Source organism: Stenotrophomonas sp. B1-1 (assembly GCF_010894375.1).
GTDB lineage: Bacteria > Pseudomonadota > Gammaproteobacteria > Xanthomonadales > Xanthomonadaceae > Stenotrophomonas.
The window spans coordinates 22,536-42,310 of the sequence record NZ_JAAIUZ010000031.1; the positions used below are offsets into that span (position 1 = coordinate 22,536).

Consider the following 19,775-nt stretch of genomic DNA (forward strand, 5'->3'; position numbering starts at 1 on the left):
CCGCGCGCACCCACCCGACCCGCACGCACCTGGTAGGTGCCAACCTTGGTTGGCACGCATCCCGGTAGTCACCAGCAAAAAGGCCCCGGATCGCTCCGGGGCCTTTTCATTTCACTTCACTGCCGGATCAACGATCCGGACGGTGTGCCGATTCGGCATCACGCTGGCGTTCCATGAACTCCTTGGACGGTTCGTCCAGCTTGTCGCCCAGCATGCGGCGCACCACCACGAAGAACACCGGGATCATCAGCAGACCCAGCAGGGTGGCAAACAGCATGCCGCCGATCACGCCGGTACCGATGGCGTGGCGCGAGTTGGCGCCGGCACCGGTGGAGATGGCCATCGGGATCACGCCCATGATGAAGGCGAACGAGGTCATCAGGATCGGGCGGAAACGCAGGCGGGCCGCTTCGATGGTGGCATCGCGCAGGGTCTTGCCCGCTGCACGCTGCTCCACCGCGAATTCCACGATCAGGATCGCGTTCTTCGCGGCCAGGCCAATCACGGTGATCATGCCGATCTTGAAGAAGATGTCGTTGGGCAGGCCACGCATCATCGACAGACCGATGGCACCCAGCACGCCCAGCGGCACCACCAGCAGCACCGCCACCGGAATCGACCAGCTTTCATACAGCGCGGCCAGGCAGAGGAACACCACCACCACCGACAGCACCAGCAGCAGGGTAGCCGCGTTGCCCGCCAGGATTTCCTGGTAGGACATGCCCGACCAGTCGTAACCATAGCCGGCCGGCAGGTCGTTGTTGACGATGTCTTCCATCGCGGTCATCGCTTCACCCGAGCTCTTGCCCGGTGCCTGCGAACCGACGATGTTGATGGCCGAATAGCCGTTGTAGCGGCTCAGCGACGGCGGTGCCGACACCCACTCGGAACTGACCACGGTGCTCAGCGGGATCATCGCGCTGGTGCCATCGGCATTGGTGGTCAGGCTGGACGGGCTGTAGAAGCTCTTCAGCGATTCCTGGCCGGTACGGTACGGCGCGTCGGCCTGCATGGTCACGCGCTTGATGCGGCCCTGGTAGAAGAAGTCGTTCACGTACACCGGGGCCAGCATCAGCTGCACCGTGCTGTACACGTCCGACACCGACATGCCCATCGACTGCGCCTGCACGCGGTCCACGTGCAGCTGCAGCTGCGGGGCGTTTTCCAGGCCGTTGGGGCGCACGCCGGCCAGCTTGTCGGTTTCCTGCGCGGCCTTGCCAAGCAGCATGTTGCGCGCCTGGGTCAGCTGTTCGTAGCCCTGGCCGCCACGGTCCTGCAGCCACATGTCGAAGCCGCCGAACTGGCCCAGACCCTGCACGGTGGGCAGGTTGACCACGAAGATCTGCGCTTCCTTGATGCCGTAGAACGCGCCGTTCATGTTCTGGATGAACTCCGGAACGGTCACCTTGCGCTCGTCCCAGGGCTTGAGGCGGATGAAGCCCATGCCCACGTTTTCGCCGGAACCGACGAAGCTGAAGCCGGCGATCTGCATCAGACCTTCGTAGCCTTCCTGCTTTTCCAGGATGCCGCGCATCTGGGCGAAGACTTCGTTGGTCTGGCTCTTCGGCGAACCCGGCGGCAGCTGCACGATGGCCAGTGCGTAGCCCTGGTCTTCTTCAGGCAGGAAGCTGCCCGGCATGCGGGTGAACAGGAAGCCGCACAGTGCGGTCAGCACCACGGCCAGGATCATCCAGCGCGGCGCATGCTTCACCGCCGAGGTGATGTGGCCCACGTAGGTGTGGCTGATCTTGTCGTAGTACTTGTTGAACGTGCGGTAGACGATGTTCGGGTGGTCGTTGTGGGTCGGCTTCAGGAAGGTGGCACACAGGGCCGGGGTGAAGCCCAGCGCCAGGAACGCCGAGAAGCCCATCGAAATGGCGATGGTCAGTGCGAACTGCTTGTAGATCTCACCGGCCGCACCGCCCTGCAGCGCCGAAGGAATGAACACTGCCGCCAGCACGACGGTGATGGCTACCACCGCGCCGGTGATCTGGGTCATCGCCTTCTGCGTGGCCGGCTTGGGCGCCAGGCCCTCCTCGGTCATGATGCGTTCGACGTTCTCGATCACCACGATCGCGTCATCGACCACGATGCCGATCGCCAGCACCATCGCGAACAGGGTCAGCTGGTTGATCGTGAAGCCGATCATCCACATGCCCAGGAAGGTACCCAGCAGGGCCACCGGAATGACCAGGGTGGGGATGATGGTGGCGCGGAAGTTCTGCAGGAAGATCAGCATCACCAGGAACACCAGCAAGACCGCTTCAAACAGGGTCTTGACCACTTCCTCGATGGAGATCTTGACGAAGGTGGTGCTGTCGTACGGCGAGAACCAGCTCACGCCCGCCGGGAAGCTGGGCTGCAGTTCGTCCATCTTGGCGCGCACCGCATCGGCCACGTTCAGGGCGTTTGCGCCCGGCAGCAGCTGGATGGCGAAGGCGCCGGTGGGGGCACCGTTGTACTGGGTGTCGAAGCCGTAGTTGTTGGCGCCGAAGCCGATGCGGGCGATGTCCTTCAGCAGCACGCGCGAGCCGTCGGCGTTGGCACGCAGGATGATGTTCTCGAACTCTTCGGGCGAGCTGAAGCGGCCTTCGGCCGAGACCGTGGCGGTGAAGTGGCCATCGGGCGAGGGGTCCGAACCCAGCGAACCGGCAGCGAACTGCACGTTCTGGGCGCGCACCGCCGCCAGCACCTGGCTGGCCGACAGGCCGTAGCCCTGCATCTTTTCCGGGTTCAGCCAGATGTTCATGGCGTACTCGGAACCGAACTGCTGGGTGCTGCCGACGCCGGGAATACGCGAGACCTGGTCGAGCACGCGCGAGCCGACGATGTCATTCAGCGCATCACGGGTGATCGACGGGGTTTCCGAACGCAGGCCCACCACCATCAGGAAGCCGGCGTTGGCCTTGGCCACCACCACGCCCTGCTGGGTCACTTCGGTGGGCAGGCGCGGCGTGGCCAGCGACACCTTGTTCTGCACCTGCACCTGGGCGATGTCCGGGTCGGTACCGGTTTCAAAGGTCAGGGTGATCTGCGCACGGCCGTTGGACGAGGACGACGAGCTGAAATACAGCAGGTGATCGATGCCGGTCAGCTGCTGCTCGATCACCTGGGTGACCGATTTTTCCGTCGTGTCCGCGCTGGCGCCCGGGTAGGTGGCCGACACGGTCACCTGCGGTGGGGCGATGTTGGGGTAGGACTCCACGCCAAGGTTGAGGATCGCGATCACGCCGCTGAGCGAGATCAGGATCGCCACCACCCAGGCGAAGACCGGATGTTCGATGAAAAATTTAGGCATGACGGAAGGGTCCCGTTACTGCTTGTTCGATTCGGTGGCAGCCGGTTCGGCCTTGTCGGCCGCTTCGGCCGGGGCCTTGTCGGCGGCCGGTGCGGCACCGGCGGCGGCCGGCTTGGCGCTGGCATTGGCGTCCTGGCCCGGGGTCCAGGGCTTGGCCGTGGCCGGTGCCCCTTCCTTGACCTTCTGCACGCCGGCCACGATCACCTTGTCACCGGCGGCCAGGCCGTCGCTGACCAGCCAGTTGCCGCCCTGGGCACCGTCGGTCTTCACGTTCTTGCGCACCACCTTGCCGTCGGCGCCGACCACCATTACGAAGCCGCCCATGGTGTCGCGCTGCAGGGCCTGCTGCGGAACCAGGTAGGCGTTGTTGCGGTCACCCAGGTTGGCCTGGAAGCTGACGAAGGCGCCCGGCAGCAGGATCTGCTGCGGGTTCGGCAGCACCGCACGCAGGGACACCGCACCGGTGGTCGGGTCCACGGTGGTGGACGAGAAGTCCAGGGTGCCCTGTTCGCTGTAGGTGGTGCCGTCGGACAGCTTCACCGCCACGGTGGCCTTGCCATCGCCGGACAGCGCCAGCGCGCCCTTGGCCTGCTGCGCGCGCAGCAGGCTCAGTTCGTCCACGCTCAGCGAGAAGTTCACGTACAGCGGGTCCAGCTGGTCCACGGTGGTCAGCAGGGTCACATCGCCCTGGCCGACCAGCGCGCCTTCGGTCACCTGCTGCTTGTTGGCCACGCCGCTGATCGGCGCGGTCACTTCGGCATAGCCCAGGCTGATGCGCGAGGACGACACGGCCGCTTCGGCCTGCTTCACCGCGGCCAGCGCGGTGCGTTCGGTGGCCTGGGCCGCGTCCAGGTCGGACTTGGACACGTACTGCTGCGGGGCCAGCGAACGGGCGCGGTCGGCGGCGACCTTGGCGTTGGCATAGGTGGCGCGGGCCGAGGCCAGCTGGGCCTCGGAAGCATTCAGTTCGGCGCGCAGCGGGGCCGGATCGATCAGGAACAGGGTCTGGCCCTGCTTGACCTGGCTGCCTTCCTGGTAGACGCGCTTGAGCAGCACGCCGGGCACGCGGGCGCGCACGTCGGCACTGCGGTAGGGCGACAGGCGGCCGACCAGTTCACGCTGCAGCGGCAGAGTCTGCGGCTTGGCATCGATCACGCCCACTTCCGGCGGCGGGGGCGTCTGCTGTTCCGGCTTCTTGCAGGCCGCCAGGGCGACAGCGACGGCGCACGTCAAGGCAAGGGTGCGGAGTGGGGCGGTCATCAGGAGAAACTCCGGTGTTGGTTTGTAGACGGGACCGCTGCCGGTTCCGGCGCGAACGCGCGCAGGAAACCGTCAACGGAGAACTCGGCCCAGCGCCTGCGCGCACGCGCGTCATCGCGATGGGGGGTATGGAAGCGTTGTTTGTCGAAATCCTGACCGGCGATCATGCTCAGCAGCAGTTCGGCCATGTAGTGCGGGTCGTCATGCCGGAGCAGGCCACGCCTGCAAACGGTTTCAATCCATTCAGCAAGATGAAGTGTCAGCGCCCCGGCGCCTTCCCGGTACAGCGTACGCGCCTCTTCGGGGAACTGGGATGCATCGGCGGCAATCAGTCGGCAGGCCTGGCCCACGTGGGGCTGGTTGAAGTGCTCCAGGAAGTCGGTGGCGAACTGCAACAGGCTGGCACGCAGGTCGTCACTGCGGAGTGCACGCAGCAGGATGCCGCTGGCATCGCCCACGTGCCGCTGCACGACCCGGCGCAGCAGGTCCTGCTTGTTGCCGTAGCGCGAATAGAGCGTCTGTTTGGAACAGCCGGCCTGCTGGGCCACCGCGTCCATGCTCATCTGCATGCCCTGGCGGCCCAGCAGTTCGCGCACGGCATCGAACACGCGCTCATCGCGCGCGTCCACGGCAACGGGGAGGGTAGTGGGGTTCACGCGGTGGACTATACCGTCCAGTTCAGGATTGTGGAATCGTGCCGATAGTCCTGCCTGTCACCTGTCGCGTGGTTTTCCGTAACACGCTTTGCCGATCCTGTCGGCAGCGGCGCAACGCCCGTGCGCGCCATACCGGTGCGAACTGAATAGGCGTCTAAACCGCAGCAAACCCGAATCTGGTTATTCCGTCCTGCAGCAAGGCCTTTACGCGGGATAGGTCTACAATTTCATTTTCCCAACTGAGCAAGCGCATCGCTCTGCCATGAAACCGCAAAAAACCGCAGCCAAGACCGTGAAAAACAAGACCAAGCCAGCTGAGTCGGAGGTCGCAGTGACCGCTGGTTTCTCCCTGGAGCCGGTGTACACGGCCTTGCGCAAGCGTTACCCCTCTGCCGCGCAGGCCGAGGCAGTGGCATTCGCCGCGGATTTCTACAAGCGCATGGAGTCGGACGAGTTCCCGCACCACAGCGCTGACGAGTGGGCCGCGCTGGCCGCCGACACGCTGGAATTCGCCCGTGCCCGCAAGGCCGGCAAGGCCAACGTGCGCGTGTTCAACCCGACCACCAAGGCCAACGGCTGGGAATCGCCGCACACGGTGCTGCAGATCGTCAATGACGATATGCCGTTCCTCGTCGATACCGTCACCATGACCTTGGCCGAACAGGGCGTGGGCGTGCACGTGCTGGGCCACCCGGTGCTGCGCTTCACCCGCGACAAGGCCGGCAAGCTGGCCAAGGTGGGCGAGGGCGAAGCCGAATCGGTGATGCTGCTGGAAATCGACCGCCAGCCGGCCGATGCCATGGCCGCCATCGAACAGGCCATCAACAAGGCGCTGGACGAAGTGCGCGCCATCGTGCGCGACTGGCAGCCGATGAAGGACAAGGCCCTGGCCCTGGCCGACGACCTGGGCAGCCGCACGCTGCCGGTGGACGACACCTCGCGCGCCGAAGCACAGGAATTCCTGCGCTGGGCCGCCGACAACCACTTCACCTTCTTCGGCTACCGCGAATACCGCGTGGAGAAGCAGGGCAAGGAAGACGTGCTGGCACCGCTGAACGACACCGGCCTGGGCCTGATGCGCGGCAAGGACAAGTCCGCTGCGCGCCCGGTCAAGACGCTGGCTGCGCAGGGCCTGAACACCACGTCCGGGCTGAAGGACGCGCTGATCCTGACCAAGACCAATGCCCGTTCGCGCGTGCACCGCGCCGGCTACATGGACTACATCGGCGTGCTGGAATTCGACGCCAAGGGCAAGATCATCGGCGAACAGCGCTTCCTGGGCCTGTTCACCTCCAGCGCCTACAACCGCCGCCCGTGGGAAATCCCGCTGGTGCGCCAGCGCCACGAACACGTGATGAAGCAGTCCGGCCTGGCCCCGGCCAGCCACAGCGGCAAGGCCCTGCGCCACATCCTGGAAACCCTGCCGCGCGAAGAGCTGTTCCAGTCCAGCGAGGACGAACTGCTGCGCACCGCCATGGGCGTGCTGGGCCTGCAGGAACGCGTGCGCAGCCGCCTGTTCCTGCGCCGCGACAAGTACAGCCGTTTCATTTCCGCACTGGTCTACCTGCCGCGCGAGCGCTTCAACACCGACGTGCGCCTGCGCATCGAGGCCATGCTGAAGGAAGCGCTGCACGGTGAGTACGTGGACAGCTCGGTGGTGCTGGGCGAATCGCCGCTGGCCCAGGTGCACCTGATCGTGCGCCCCAAGCCGGGCGAAATGCTGGACGTCGATACCGCCGAACTGGAACAGAAGCTGGCCCAGGTGCTGCGCAACTGGCAGGACGACCTGCGTGAAGCGCTGGTGTCGCGCCATGGCGAAACCGAAGGCCTGCGCATTGCCGCGCGCATCGGCAAGGCACTGCCGGCCGGCTACATCGAAGACAACAGCACGGCCGTTGCCGCCAACGATGTCAGCCAGCTCGACGCGCTGACCGGCCCGGACGACCTGCGCCTGAGTCTGCAGGCCGTGCCGCGCGAAAGTGGCGATGGCCTGCGCCTGAAGCTGTACCGCCAGCTGGACGACATTCCGCTGTCGGACGCGCTGCCGATGATGGAAAACATGGGCCTGCGCGTGATCGCCGAGCGCCCGTACCGCCTGTCGGTGGACAACGCGCCGGTGTACGTGCAGGACTTCGAAGTCGAATCGACCGCCGGCGCCATCGATGCCGCGCGCGTGGATGAAGCCTTCGGCGAGACCTTCGCCCGCGTCTGGCACGGCGATGCCGAGAACGATGGCTTCAACCGCCTGGTGCTGGCCGCCGGCCTGCACTGGCGCCAGGTCGCCATGCTGCGTGGCTACTGCAAGTACCTGCTTCAGACCGGCGTGCCGTTCTCGCAAGCCTATGTGGAAGGCACCTTCGCCCGCTACCCGCTGCTGGCACGCCTGCTGGTGGAGCTGTTCGAAGCCCGCTTCGATCCGGCCACCGGCCATGAAAGCAAGGACGACATCGCCGCTGGCCAGGCCCATCTGAAGGCCCACTTCGACGTGCTGGCCGCCGGTGACGAGGCCACCCTGAAGGTGCTCAAGACCGTGGTCGACGCCCGCAAGGGTGACCGCGATGCGCAGATGCAGGCCGCGCGCGATGCGCTGCTGAAGCTGATGGACCGCGTGTCCAGCCTGGACGAGGACCGCATCCTGCGCTCGTTCATGGGCGTGATCGACGCGACCCTGCGTACCAGCTACTACCAGACCGATGCCAATGGCCAGCACGGCCATGTCATCAGCTTCAAGTTCGATTCGGCGCTGGTGCCGGACCTGCCCAAGCCGCGCCCGTACCGCGAAATCTTCGTGTACGGCCCGCGCGTGGAAGGTACCCACCTGCGCTTCGGTGCCGTGGCCCGTGGCGGCCTGCGCTGGTCGGACCGTCGCGAAGACTTCCGTACCGAAGTGCTGGGCCTGGTGAAGGCGCAGATGGTGAAGAACACCGTGATCGTGCCGGTCGGCGCCAAGGGCGGCTTCTTCGCCAAGATGCCGCCGGTGAACGGTGATCGCGATGCGATCTTCGCCAACGGCGTGGCCTGCTACAAGTTATTCATCCAGGGCCTGCTGGACATCACCGACAACATCGTCAACAACAAGATCGTGCCGCCGGTGGACGTTGTGCGCCACGACATGGACGACCCGTACTTGGTGGTGGCGGCCGACAAGGGCACGGCGACCTTCAGTGACATCGCCAACGGCCTGGCCATCGCCCACGGCTTCTGGATGGGCGATGCGTTCGCCTCCGGTGGTTCGGTCGGTTACGACCACAAGGGCATGGGCATCACCGCGCGCGGTGCGTGGGAATCGGTCAAGCGCCACTTCCGTGCGCTGGGCCGTGACAGCCAGACCCAGGACTTCACCACCGTCGGCGTGGGCGACATGTCCGGCGACGTGTTCGGCAACGGCATGCTGCTGTCGCGCCACATCCGCCTGCTGGCCGCGTTCGACCACCGCCACATCTTCCTGGACCCGAACCCGGATGCGGCCACCTCGTTCGTCGAGCGCGAGCGCATGTTCACCGTGCCGCGTTCCAGCTGGGCCGACTACGATGCCAAGCTGATCAGCAAGGGCGGCGGCATCTATCCGCGCAGCCTGAAGTCGATCGAGATCACCCCGCAGGTGCGTGAAGCACTGGGCCTGGACGAGAACGTCAAGGCGCTGTCGCCGAACGATCTGATGAGCGCGATCCTGAAGGCACCGGTGGACCTGCTGTGGAACGGCGGCATCGGTACCTACGTGAAGGCTGCCAGCGAACAGCACAGCGATGTCGGCGACCGCGCCAACAACGCGCTGCGCGTGAACGGTGGCGAGCTGCGCTGCAAGGTGGTGGGCGAGGGCGGCAACCTGGGCATGACCCAGCTGGGCCGCATCGAAGCCGCCCAGGCCGGCGTGCTGCTCAACACCGACTTCATCGACAACTCGGCCGGTGTGGATACCTCCGACCACGAAGTCAACATCAAGATCCTGCTCAACGATGTGGTGCGGGCCAAGAAGCTGACCGTTGAACAGCGCAACAAGCTGCTGGCGTCGATGACCGACGAAGTGGCCGACCTGGTGCTGAACGACAACTACCGCCAGAACCAGGCGCTGAGCCTGATGGAGCGGATGGCCGTCAAGCGCCTGGGTTCCAAGCAGCACTTCATCCGCACGCTGGAACAGCAGGGCCTGCTGGATCGCCAGATCGAGTTCCTGCCGTCCGATGCCGAGCTGTCCCAGCGCAAGGCGCGTGGCCAGGGCCTGACCCGTCCGGAACTGTCGGTGCTGCTGTCCTATTCCAAGCTGGTGGCGTTCGCCCAGCTGCTGGATTCGGACATTCCCGAAGACCCGTACCTGTCCAAGGAACTGCAGCGCTACTTCCCGACCCCGCTGCAGAAGAAGTACGCCGACGCGATGGAGCGTCACCGCCTGAAGCGCGAAATCATCGCCACGGCCGTGACCAACCAGACCATCAACCGCATGGGCGCCACCTTCCTGATGCGCATGCAGGAAGACACCGGCCGTTCCATTGCCGAGGTTGCCAAGGCCTACACCATCAGCCGCGAAACGCTGGATGCCCGCGCGCTGTGGGCGCAGATCGACGCGCTGGACGGCAAGCTGCCCGAATCGGTGCAGATCGACGCACTGGAAGTGATCTGGAAGCTACAGCGTTCGTTCGTGCGTTGGCTGCTGTCGCGTCCGGGCCCGATGCCGGGCATCACCGAGGCGGTGAACCGCTACCAGGGTCCGTTCAACGACATCCGCGTCGCTTCGGGCGTGCTGCCTGATTCGCAGCGTCCGACCTACGAAGCCCTGGTGGCCGAGTGGAAGGAGAAGGGCCTGCCGTCGGCACTGGCACAGCAGCTGGCGGAACTGCACTTCCTGGAGCCGGCGTTCGACATCATCGAACTGGCCCGTACCCGCAAGCTGAAGCCGGTGGACGTGTCCAAGATCCACTTCCGCCTGGGCGATGCCCTGCAGCTGCCGTGGCTGTTCGAGCAGATCGACGCGCTGGAGGTCAATGGCCGCTGGCATGCCGTGGCCCGTGGCGTGCTGCGCGACGAGCTGGCCCACCACCACCGCAACCTGGCAGGCCAGGTGCTGGCGACCAAGGGCGGCAGTGCCGAGGCCAAGGTATCGGCGTGGATCGGCCGCGACGACAACAGCCTGCGCTTCACCCTGTCGATGCTGGCCGAACTGGCCGAGCAGAAGACCCTGGACTACCCGACCGTTTCGGTCGCGGTGCAGCGCCTGGGCCAGCTGGCAGCACATGGTGCGTAAGCGCATTCGCGCTGACGCCCCACGGTTTGCTCTGCAAACCGTGGGCCCCATGCCAACCATGCTCCCAGACCCCCGCGCCGTTGGCGCGCCCCCCTGACTCAGGGGGGCTCCTGATCTGCAGCAGTTGGAGGAACGGCCCCGCGAAAGCGGGGCCGTTCTGTTTCTGCGTGCATTCGCCGGGCATGGCCCGGCGCTACCGACGCACGGGCCATGCCCGGCGAGCGCAGCGGCGCTCGGTTATGCTCTTGAACAGCCTTCCCCCGGATCCACCCATGAGCGACACCCCCCGCATCGCGTTCCTGGCCAGCACCACCGAACCTGCGCAGATGGCCCGCGCGGCCATGGTGTCGCGCTATGGCGACCATGCGCCCGACCAGGCCGATGTGCTGTGCCCGCTGGGCGGCGACGGTTTCATGCTGCAGACCCTGCACCGCCATGGCCACCTGGGCAAACCGGTGTTCGGCATGAAGCTGGGCACGGTCGGCTTTCTGATGAACCAGTACCGCGGCGACGATGACGTGCAGGCCCGCATCGCCCGTGCCGAGCCGGCCAACCTGCGCCCGCTGGAAATGATCGCGCTGACCGAATCGGGCACCAGTACCGGCTCGCTGGCGTACAACGATGTGTCGCTGCTGCGGCAGACCCGCCAGGCCGCGCATATCGGCATCGATCTGAACGGCCAGGAGCGCGTGGCCGAGCTGATCGGCGATGGCGTGCTGGTGGCCACCCCGGCCGGCAGCACTGCCTACAACTATTCCGCGCACGGCCCGGTACTGCCGCTGGGCTCCCACACCATCGCCCTGACGCCGCTGGCCCCGTACCGGCCACGCCGCTGGCGCGGCGCCATCCTCAAGGCCGACACCGAAGTGCGCTTCCGCGTGCTGGACCCGTACAAGCGCCCGGTGAGCGTGACCGCCGATTCGCACGAGACGCGTGACGTGGTGGAAGTGACCATCCGCGAATCCAAGGACCGCCGGGTGACCCTGCTGTTCGACCCGGAGCACAACCTGGAAGACCGCATCCTGAGCGAACAGTTCGTTTTTTAAGGGACAATACGCCGCCGGCCCCCGCCGTCCGCTGCAAGGAACCCCCGCCATGGGCGACAACACCCCCCGTTTGCTGACCGTCGCGGTAACCTCGCGCGCGCTGTTCGATCTGGAAGAGAGCCACGCGCTGTTCGAGAGCGATGGCGTGGCGGCCTATGCCGAATACCAGCGCCAGCACGAGGATGACATCCTGGGGCCGGGTGTGGCGTTCCCGGTGGTGCGCAAGCTGTTGGCACTGAACCAGGGCGCCAGCCCGGAAAACCCGCGGGTGGAAGTGATCCTGCTGTCGCGTAACTCGGCCGACACCGGCCTGCGCATCTTCAATTCCATCCAGCACTACGGGCTGGGCATCATCCGCGCCACCTTCACCGCCGGCGAGCCGACCTGGCCGTACGTGAAGCCGTTCGGCACCGATCTGTTCCTGTCGGCCAACCCCGAATCGGTGCGCAGTGCGCTGCGCCATGGCATCGCCGCGGCCACCATCCTGCCCAAGCCGCCCGGCGAAACCGCCGCGGCCGCCGAGGACCAGGTGGTACACAGCGAGCGCAACGCCGGCCAGCTGCGCATCGCCTTCGATGGCGACGCGGTGATCTTCGGTGATGAAAGCGAGCGCATTTCGCGCGAGCAGGGCGTGGAAGCGTTTGGCCGCCACGAACGCGAGCGGGCGCGCGAGCCGCTCAGCGGAGGCCCGTTCCGCGGCTTCCTGTCGGCGCTGCACACGCTGCAGGAAGTCTTCCCGGCCGGTGAGAGTGCGCCGATCCGCACCGCGCTGGTCACCGCGCGTTCGGCGCCGGCGCACGAGCGGGTGATCCGCACCCTGCGCGAATGGGGCGTGCGCCTGGATGAAGCCCTGTTCCTGGGCGGCCGGCACAAGGGGCCGTTCCTGCAGGCCTTCGGCGCGGACATCTTCTTCGACGATTCCCAGCACAACATCGATAGCGCCCGCGAACACGTGGCCGCCGGCCACGTGCCGCACGGCGTCGCCAACGAGGGGTGATGCCATGATGGGTGGGTGCCAACCGTTGGTTGGCACGTCATCGCCCCGGTAGGTGCCAACCTTGGTTGGCACGGTTGTGCGTCAATGCCCACCAAGGTGGGCATCTACCAAAGTGGGGCTACGGGCTGCCCGACATCCCCAGCTGCAGGTCCACCACCTTCCAGCGCAGGCCCTGCGGTTCCAGCACCACCTTCAAGGGGGGCTGGCCCGGCCCGCGGTCCACATCCACCACGAAACGGTCCAGTGCCTCGAAATGGTGTTCGGCGTGTTTCAGCGGCTGCGCCGGTTCGGTCGGGCCGAAGGCATCGCCGCCCTGTAGTTCGTTGCGGCCACGCTTCCACAACACGTGGCCCTGCAGCAAGGCACCGATGCCGGTGGGCGTGATCATCGTGTCCACCGCCGCGCCGCCCAACTGGTCGCCCAGGCCATACAGCAGCGCGCCGAACGGGCTGCTGGCCACTTCCGGCCCGGCCTGGCGCACCAGGTAATCATTGAGCTGCGCGCGCAGGCTGCTGCGCACGCGCGGGAAGTCCACGTAGCGCTCCAGCCGCGCGGTGTCGCGCTGCTCGATGGCCTTGGACAGGCCGTGGACGGTCAGGTAGGGGCCGCCGAACCACCACGCACACACGGCCGCAACCGCCAGGATCAGGACGCCGATGAGCTTCTTCATGCCGCCCAGACTGCCGCAAACGCCGGCCGCGCAGGTGAAGACTCAGTGACTGGGTGAGCCGCGGCCATCACCGAAGGCGGCCACCAGCCGCTGCCGCTCGGCGGCGCTGAGTGCGTCCACGCGGGTAGCCAGCACCTCATCCAGGCTGCGCAGGCGGGTAGTGCCGAGGATGCCGCTGGCCACACCGGGGTGTTGCAGCACGTAGGCGAAGGCGGTCTGCGCCGGGCGCTGGCTGTGGATGCTCGCTACCGCGCGGCGTATCGCACCGGCACTGCGCATCAACTGGCGGCTGCTCGGTTTCAGCCACGCACGGGCCAGGTACCAGGCATCGGCCAGCCGGGGCAGGCGCGGGCGCGGCGGCAGCAGGTGCCCCTGTGCCAGCACCGTGCCGGCCAGCACGCCGATACCGGCCGCGTGCAGCCGATCGATCAGCGGCGCACGGTCCTGCTGCAACGCGTTGAAATCCAGCAGCACCACGTCGAAGGCCTGCGGGTGGTCGATCATCCATTCCAGCGTGGCGGCCGAATGGGTGTTGATGCCGGTGTGCCGGATCAGCCCACGTTCGCGCAGGCGGGCCAGCGCGTGCAGCAGATCGTCGTTGATGTCGTGTTGGCTGGCGCCGTGCAACTGGTACACGTCCAGGTAGTCCAGGCCCAGGTTGCGCAGCGACGCCTCGCAACTGGCGGTGATCGCCGCCGGCGAGAAATCACGCTGCTCGGCACCGCTGATCCCGGCCTGCCCGGTCAGCGTGCCGCCCTTGCTGGAAATCACCAGCGATTCGCGCGGGAAGCGTGCCAGCAGCGGGCGCAGGATGCGGCCCAGGCGCGGTTCGGCGTAGAAGCCGGAGTAGTTGTGGCCGGTGTCGAGCAGGTTCACGCCCTGTGCCAGCGCGTGTTCGACCACCGCCGCAGCGGCGTCCTCGGCGAAGCGCGGATGGCCCCAGAAGCCCGAACAGCCCAGCCCGACCGGTGAGACGGCCAGCCCGGTGCGGCCCAGCATGCGGCGCTGCTGGGGCAGGGGCAGGGCGTTGCCCATCAGAACTCCAGGTCCAGTGCCGCGCACAGGTAGTCCACGAACGGCGCCAGGGTGGCCAGGTCCTTGCCCAGGGTGGACAGCAGGCGCGGGCCGGTCATGGTGTCATCGTCCAGCGAACGCCACATGACCCAGTTGCGGTGCTTCAGATCGTCGATGAATTCGAAGTCGGCCGGGAAGCCGCGCGGCGGCCGCACCAGCTTTTCGCTCTGCTCGAAGTCGAAGCGCTTGCGCAGGGGCGCGCCGTGCGCGGCCGCCTTCCAGCTGCCCGGGTTGTCCAGGATGAAGTGGCGCACGCGCCGCTGGGTCTCCGGTTCCGGGTGCCACAGGCCGGCGCCGACGAAGCTCTCGCCGGGCTGCAGGTGGATGTAGAACGAGGGCGCGGCCACTTCACGGCGGCGCTCGTGGAACAGGCGCGCACCTTGCCAGGTCTTGTACGGCGACTTGTCGTTGGAGAAGCGCGCGTCACGGTGGATGCGGAACAGCGAGCCGCCCACGCCACGGGTATCGGCACGGAAGTGCTCGCTCACTTCGCCCAGTGCGGGCTGCAGGTCGCCCAGCAGGCGCAGGAACGGCTGCCGCACGTGGTCTTCGTACTGCCGGCGATGGTCGTTGAACCAGGCCTTTTCGTTATGCCGCGCCAGGCTGCGCAGGAACTTGAAACTGGCCTCGGAAAAATACGTACTCACAGCTGCTCCTGCAGGTGGTGGCCCCAGTCGCGCAGCGACTGCAGCAGCTCAGCGCGGCGCACGTCGTCGGGCGCTTCGGCGGCCAGCGCGTCGATCTGCTGCAGGTACTGGGGCAGGTTCAGTTCGCCCAGGCCCTGTTCGCCCAGCAGGCGTTGGCGGCGGTACGCCTGCCATCGTTCCTGTTCGGCCGGCGACAGGGTGCCGGGATGGTTGCGGGCGCGGTAGCGGAACAGCAGTTCGGGCAATCGCGGGTCGCGGAAGCGCTCTTCCAGCGCGGCCAGTTGCTGCGGCGCGCTGGTGCGGGCCAGGGCCAGCAACGGCTTGTCGCCGGCGCCGAGGAAACCGTCGTACAACGAGGCGTCCACATCGGTCAGCATCGGGGGGCGCGGCTGGTTGAACACCTGGCGGGCTTTTTCGGCCAGCTGCGGCGCCACCTCGCGCAGGCGCGCGGCCTTGGCTTCGATCGCGGCCACGTCCAGTCCCAGCCGCGCATGGTCATCGGCACGCAGGTGGTTCCAGGCCACCAGCGCCGGCACCTTGTTCAGATGCACTTCCTTCAGCGGCACGCGGGCCACGCCCTCGGGCAGTTCGCTGGCGCGCAGGTACAGGCGCTGGGCGATCACCTCGGCCGGCAGTGCCAGCAGGTCGTCCACTTCACCGTCCAGATCGAACACGATGGCGCGGTTGCCGATGGTCGGGTGCATGGCCAGCGGCAGCACCGGTGCGGCGCACAGGCGGCTGGCCGGGTAGCGCATGGAGATGTGCAGTACCGGCTGCATCGCCGCCACGTCCAGCAGGCTGCCAACGAAGCGCTTGTCGCGCAGCTTCAGGGCGTAGTCCCACAGGCGCGGCTGCGACTGCTTGAACAGGCGGGCCATGCCCAGCGTGGCGCGCACATCGGAAAGCGCTTCATGCGCATCGCCTTCGCGCACGCCATTGGCCTCGGCCAGGTGTTCCAGCTTGAACGAGGTCGCGCCGTCTTCGCGCTGCGGCCACTGGATGCCGTCCGGGCGCAGTGCGCGCATCAGCCGCAGCATGTCCAGCAGGTCCCAGCGCGAATTGCCGTTGCGCCACTCGCGCTCGTAGGGATCGTGGAAGTTGCGGAACAGGCCGTAGCGGATGAATTCGTCGTCGAAACGCAGGGTGTTGTAGCCCAGCGCACAGGTGCCGGGCCGTGACATCTGTTCGTTGATGCGGTCGAACGCCTCGGCCTCGCTCACGCCCTCGGCCATGGCCTGCTGCGGGGTGATGCCGGTCACCAGGGTGGCCATGGGCGAGGGCAGCAGATCATCGGCCGGGCGCACGAAGAAGCTGACCGGCGTGTCGATCACGTTCAGATCGGCGTCGGTGCGCATGGCCGCGAACTGCGCGATGCGGGTGCGGCGCGGATCCTGGCCGAAGGTTTCCAGGTCATAGAACAGGAAGCTGTCAGCCATCAGTGCGCGCCCTCCAGCACCGGCAGCTGCGCGTGGATCTGCGCTTCCAGTGCGGCCCAGTCGATGTTGTCCAGCGTGGTGTGGCCGGCAGTGGCTGCCACCAGCATGTCGCGCTGCAGTTCGGTGCGGCGCAGCGCTTCGGCATACGGCGTGTGCAGGAAGGTGACCATGGTGTAGTGCGGCACGAAGCGGGTCGGCCAGCGCCGCTGCAGTTCCTGTTCCAGCTCGCGCTGCAGCAGGAAGGCCGGATCGGCCACGCGGTCGCGCATTTCCAGGTAGTTTTCCAGTGCCATCTGCTGGATCGCCTGTGCATTGGGCTTGCGCTCGGCTTCGAAGGCGGCGAAGGCGCCCTGCAGGTCGTCGGCGTCCATCAGGTGACGGGCCAGCGCCACGCAATCTTCGAACGCGCAGTTCATGCCCTGGCCGTGGAAGGGCACCATCGCGTGCGCGGCATCGCCGATCAGCACGGCGCGGCCGTCCTGGTGCCAGCGCTCCAGGGTCAGCGTGCCCAGCAGGCCCGGCGGGTGCTGTTCCCAGTCCGCGCGCAGGTCCGGGATCAGCGGCAGCGCATCGGCGAATTCGGCGGCGAACAGCGCCTCGGCCTGCGTACCGCTGTTGACCGTGGCGAAGCTCGGGTTGCCCTGGTTGGGCAGGAACAGGGTGACGGTGAAGGTGCCTTCGTGATTGGGCAGGGCGATGCACATGTAGTGGCCGCGCGGCCAGATGTGCAGCGCATTGCGCTCGATGCGGAAGCTGCCATCGGCGGCCGGTGGGATTTCCAGTTCCTTGTAGGAATGGTCGAGGAAGGCGATGTCCTCACCCAGCGGCGCGCGCCGGTTCATTGCCGCACGCAGTGCCGAACCGGCACCGTCGGCGCCGATCAGGCTGTCGAAGCGGATGTCATGCGGGCTGTCGTCGCGGTCATCGATGAAGCGCGCGTAGCCGGCGTCGAAATCCACGGTATGCAGGCGGCGGTGGAAATGCACGGTGGCACCGGCTTCTTCGGCCAGCTGCAGCAGCGTGGTGTTCAGTTCACTGCGATGGATCGACCAGATCACTTCGCTGTCGTCGCGGCCATAGCGCTGCAGCTGCGGCTGGCCGTCGCGTGGGTGGACCATGCGCCCGCGCATCATCACCGCGCGGGCCATCACTTCCTCTTCCACGCCGGCCTGGCGCAGCGCATTGCGGCCGCGCTCGGCCAGGGCCAGGTTGATCGAACGGCCACTTTCATAATCGGCCACGCGCGGGTCGCCGCGGCGTTCGTACAGGGTGATGCGCCAGCCCTGCCGCGACAGCAGGATGGCCAGCAGGGAACCGGCCAGGCCGGCGCCGATGATGCTCAGGGAGCGGGAGGCGTGTGCGATCAACGAACTGTCCAGCAATAGGGGAGGGCGCGGCTTACAGACCGGCCCAGGCTTCCACTTCCTCGACGAAATGGTGCACGTCCAGGTAGCGGTTGTAGAGCGGGGTGGGCGAAATGCGGATGACGTCTGGTTCGCGCCAGTCGCCGAGCACGCCGACGCCACGCAGGTATTCGAACAGCGCGCGGCCACGTTCGCGGCCGCCGATCACCCGCAGCGACAGCTGGCAGCCGCGGCGTTCCGGTTCGGACGGAGTGACCACGTCCAGCACCTGCGGCAGGCGCGCGCGCACCAGCGCATCGAGCAGGCCGGTCAGCGCCAGCGATTTGCTGCGCAGCGCGTCCATGCCGGCGCGCTCGAACAGGTCCAGCGAGGCGCGCAGCGGGGCCAGGCCCAGGATCGGCGGATTGCTCAACTGCCAGCCTTCGGCGCCCACGGCCGGGGTGAACTGTGGCGACATCTGGAAGCGCGTGGCCTCTTCATGGCCCCACCAGCCGGCAAAACGCGGCAGGGTGGTGTCGCGGTGGTGGCGCTCGTGCACGAAGGCACCGGCCACGGCCCCCGGGCCGCTGTTGAGGTACTTGTAGTGGCACCACACGGCAAAGTCCGGCGCCACATCGTGCAGGTGCAGCGGCACGTTGCCGACCGAATGGGCCAGGTCGAAACCGATGCGTGCGCCCTGCAGGCGCGCGGCGCGGGTGATCGCGTCCAGGTCGAACACCTGGCCGCTGCGGTACTGCACGCCGGGCCACAGCACCAGCGCCAGGCGCGGGCCGTGTTCGGCGATGGCGCGCTCGATCGCGGCCAGCGAAATCGTGCCGTTGGCTTCATCCGGCTGCACTTCCGCAAGGCAGTCGGCCGGGTCGAAGCCGTGGAAGCGGATCTGCGCTTCCACCGCGTGGCGGTCGGTGGGGAAGGCGCCGGCTTCCATCAGGATGACCGGGCGCTGCGCGGTGGGGCGGTAGAAGCTGACCATCATCAGGTGCAGGTTCACGCTCAGCGTGTTCATCGCCACCACTTCGCTGGGCAGGGCGCCGACCACGCGGGCCAGCTGCGCGCTCACCAGGCGGTGGTAGGACAGCCACTGGGTGGGGCCGGTGAAATGACCTTCCACGGCCAGTTCGCCCCACTGCTTCATCACTTCCCGCACCGCCGCCTGTGCGCCGCGCGGCTGCAGGCCCAGCGAGTTGCCGACGAAGTAGGTCTGCTCACCGCCGCCATGGCGCGGAATCAGGAATTCGTTGCGCAGCGGGCGCAGCGGATCGGCAGCGTCCAGGGCAATGGCGTGGGTGCGGCTGAGCAGATCGGACATGGGCGGGCAACAGGCTGCAACGGGATTGCCAGTGTAGCGCCTGGCGCCTGCCCGGGGCGTCGCGGCCACGCTTCGGGCGTCGCGTTTTCTGGTAGTGGCCAACCTTGGTTGGCGCGCGTAGATCCATGCGCCCACCAAGGTGGGCGCCTACCGGTGTGGGCGCCGCGTTTTCTGGTAGTGGCCAACCTTGTTTGGCGCCGGTAGATCCATGCGCCCACCAAGGTGGGCGCCTACCGGTGCGGGCCTCAGCCCGCCGCGGGCGCCGGCAACGGGTCCACGTGCCCGCATTCACTGCAGGTGCGCAGTTCCAGGCTCGCCTGGTAGCGCGCGAAGACCTTGGGCAGGTCGGTCTCGATGTTCTGCAGGGTGAAGTACTCTTCGTACAGCTTGTGGTTGCACTGCTCGCAATGCCAGATCACGCCATCGCGCTCGTGCGCCAGGCGCTTGCGCTCGACCACCAAGCCGACGCCGCCGGGCGGGCGCCGCGGCGAATGCGGCACCTTGCCCGGCAACAGGAAGATCTCGCCGGCGCGGATCGGGATATCGCGCACGGCGCCGTCTTCCTGCACCTTCAGCACCATCTCGCCTTCCAGCTGGTAGAACCACTCCGGGCCTTCGTCGTAGTGGTAGTCGGTGCGCGAGTTCGGCCCGCCCACCACCATCACGATGAAATCGCCGTTCTCGATCATCTTGTTGCCCACCGGCGGCTTCAGCAGGTGCCGGTGTTCTTCGATCCAGGCCAGCAGGTTGATCGGCGAGGCGAGCATGGCAGTCTCCGG

The 19,775-nt window shown here is 67.0% G+C and carries 13 protein-coding genes; 3 read left to right on the forward strand and 10 right to left on the reverse strand.

Annotated features, from left to right (window positions below; all coding sequences use genetic code 11):
* Positions 1 to 127 precede the first annotated feature (127 nt).
* From G4G00_RS20070 to G4G00_RS20080, 3 genes are read right to left on the reverse strand one after another with little or no spacing between them, the layout of a single operon-like run.
* On the reverse strand, positions 128 to 3,298 hold the full coding sequence (locus G4G00_RS20070) for a multidrug efflux RND transporter permease subunit (RefSeq protein ID WP_108750025.1): 3,171 nt from the start codon (positions 3,296 to 3,298) through the stop codon (positions 128 to 130).
* A gap of 15 nt (positions 3,299 to 3,313) precedes the next feature.
* Positions 3,314 to 4,558, reverse strand: a complete 1,245-nt coding sequence (locus G4G00_RS20075) for an efflux RND transporter periplasmic adaptor subunit (RefSeq protein ID WP_108753542.1) — start codon at positions 4,556 to 4,558, stop codon at positions 3,314 to 3,316.
* On the reverse strand, positions 4,558 to 5,214 hold the full coding sequence (locus G4G00_RS20080) for a TetR/AcrR family transcriptional regulator (RefSeq protein WP_108750023.1): 657 nt from the start codon (positions 5,212 to 5,214) through the stop codon (positions 4,558 to 4,560). The genes G4G00_RS20075 and G4G00_RS20080 overlap by 1 nt, the downstream gene beginning before the upstream one ends.
* 262 nt (positions 5,215 to 5,476) lie before the next feature.
* Here G4G00_RS20080 and G4G00_RS20085 point away from each other — a divergent pair, with 262 nt between their 5' ends.
* From G4G00_RS20085 to G4G00_RS20095, 3 genes are all read left to right on the forward strand, one after another.
* The gene (locus G4G00_RS20085; RefSeq protein ID WP_108753540.1) at positions 5,477 to 10,453 is read left to right on the forward strand and encodes an NAD-glutamate dehydrogenase domain-containing protein; all 4,977 of its coding nucleotides are present in this window, start codon (positions 5,477 to 5,479) and stop codon (positions 10,451 to 10,453) included.
* Positions 10,454 to 10,725: 272 nt separating this feature from the next.
* On the forward strand, positions 10,726 to 11,499 hold the full coding sequence (locus G4G00_RS20090) for an NAD kinase (RefSeq protein ID WP_108750021.1): 774 nt from the start codon (positions 10,726 to 10,728) through the stop codon (positions 11,497 to 11,499).
* 49 nt (positions 11,500 to 11,548) lie between these two features.
* Positions 11,549 to 12,496, forward strand: a complete 948-nt coding sequence (locus tag G4G00_RS20095) for a 5'-nucleotidase (protein ID WP_108750020.1) — start codon at positions 11,549 to 11,551, stop codon at positions 12,494 to 12,496.
* Between the two features lie 118 nt (positions 12,497 to 12,614).
* Here G4G00_RS20095 and G4G00_RS20100 read toward each other — a convergent pair whose 3' ends face one another.
* The 7 genes from G4G00_RS20100 to G4G00_RS20130 all read right to left on the reverse strand — a co-directional run bounded on the left by G4G00_RS20100 (position 12,615) and on the right by G4G00_RS20130 (position 19,763).
* On the reverse strand, positions 12,615 to 13,166 hold the full coding sequence (locus G4G00_RS20100; protein WP_108756592.1) for a DUF2939 domain-containing protein: 552 nt from the start codon (positions 13,164 to 13,166) through the stop codon (positions 12,615 to 12,617).
* Positions 13,167 to 13,208: 42 nt separating this feature from the next.
* Positions 13,209 to 14,201: an aldo/keto reductase gene (locus G4G00_RS20105; protein WP_164276051.1), complete on the reverse strand. Its 993-nt coding sequence runs from the start codon at positions 14,199 to 14,201 to the stop codon at positions 13,209 to 13,211.
* Entirely contained in the window at positions 14,201 to 14,887 is a 687-nt protein-coding gene (locus tag G4G00_RS20110; RefSeq protein WP_164276054.1) for a DUF2461 domain-containing protein, read from the reverse strand. The genes G4G00_RS20105 and G4G00_RS20110 overlap by 1 nt, the downstream gene beginning before the upstream one ends.
* Complete coding sequence (sbcB, locus tag G4G00_RS20115) at positions 14,884 to 16,323, reverse strand: exodeoxyribonuclease I (protein ID WP_164276057.1); 1,440 nt, start codon at positions 16,321 to 16,323, stop codon at positions 14,884 to 14,886. Before sbcB ends, G4G00_RS20110 begins: the two co-directional genes overlap by 4 nt.
* Positions 16,323 to 17,690, reverse strand: coding sequence for an NAD(P)/FAD-dependent oxidoreductase (locus tag G4G00_RS20120; protein WP_164276060.1), 1,368 nt, complete (start codon positions 17,688 to 17,690; stop codon positions 16,323 to 16,325). Before G4G00_RS20120 ends, sbcB begins: the two co-directional genes overlap by 1 nt.
* A gap of 31 nt (positions 17,691 to 17,721) precedes the next feature.
* Positions 17,722 to 18,996, reverse strand: coding sequence for a kynureninase (gene kynU / locus G4G00_RS20125; RefSeq protein ID WP_164276063.1), 1,275 nt, complete (start codon positions 18,994 to 18,996; stop codon positions 17,722 to 17,724).
* 245 nt (positions 18,997 to 19,241) lie between these two features.
* Positions 19,242 to 19,763, reverse strand: a complete 522-nt coding sequence (locus G4G00_RS20130) for a 3-hydroxyanthranilate 3,4-dioxygenase (RefSeq protein ID WP_108753534.1) — start codon at positions 19,761 to 19,763, stop codon at positions 19,242 to 19,244.
* Positions 19,764 to 19,775 lie beyond the last annotated feature (12 nt).